1 protein-coding gene is annotated in these 794 nt (G+C 18.1%); it reads right to left on the minus strand.

Annotated features, from left to right (window positions below; translation table 11 throughout):
- Window positions 1-6: 6 nt before the first annotated feature.
- On the minus strand, window positions 7-498 hold the full coding sequence (locus tag OL66_RS03220) for a hypothetical protein (RefSeq protein ID WP_034172449.1): 492 nt from the start codon (window positions 496-498) through the stop codon (window positions 7-9).
- Window positions 499-794: the final 296 nt, after the last annotated feature.

The following is a 794-nucleotide window of genomic DNA, read 5'->3' on the forward strand; positions in this document are numbered from 1 at the left end:
ATAATTTTAATCCTTTTTTTTATAATTTTGATTATATACTGGTTTAATTATATTTTGTTTTTTTTGTAAATTAATTTTATATTCTAAATAATTTATCTTTCTTTGTAATTTGTTTAAATCATCTAGATTCAAGTTATTAGTTTTAATTGGTTGTTTTAATTTTGATTTAGGAGTAAATAAATATTTTAATAATAGTATAAAATAATATATTCCTAAAATAAAATATTTAATTGGGCAATAAATAGTATATTTTATTATTGTTTTTATAATGTTAAAGATAGAACCTAAAAAACATAATAAAGTAATAAAGATTAAAATGTAAAATATAGATAAAACGAAACTAATAATTATACCTGTACTATTTAATAAATTACCAAAACTACAATCTTTAATAGCAATTATATTGTTGCAAGTAGTTTTAAGAAATGTTATGATAAAGATAGCGTAATCATTTATTTTATCAATAAATGCGCTAATGTTTAAATTAAGGTTTTGCATTTAATGCATCATTTCATAATAGTTATATAAATCGTTTCTTTTGCCAAGAGGGTTTATTTATATAGCTATTTTTTTTTATATATTTGAATGTGGGCTTAATATAACAAAAATGACCCTACATATATAGAGCTGAACCAACATATACATAGAATCATTAATTATTTTAACATATTTAAATATTAAATATTAATCATTCATAAAAAGTGTTTAGCTCAATACACTTATGTTATATCAAAAAATGATAAGTTGAATACATTATTTTATAATATTTTTATTATAATTATGGACTCTCCAAC

The organism is Chrysanthemum yellows phytoplasma (assembly GCF_000803325.1).
In the GTDB taxonomy this organism is placed as follows: Bacteria; Bacillota_I; Bacilli_A; order Acholeplasmatales; family Acholeplasmataceae; genus Phytoplasma; species Phytoplasma asteris.

Excerpts from the sequence above, each read along its gene's own strand:
- OL66_RS03220 (WP_034172449.1), bottom strand. The coding sequence starts at position 498 with ATGCAAAACCTTAATTTAAACATTAGCGCATTTATTGATAAAATAAAT.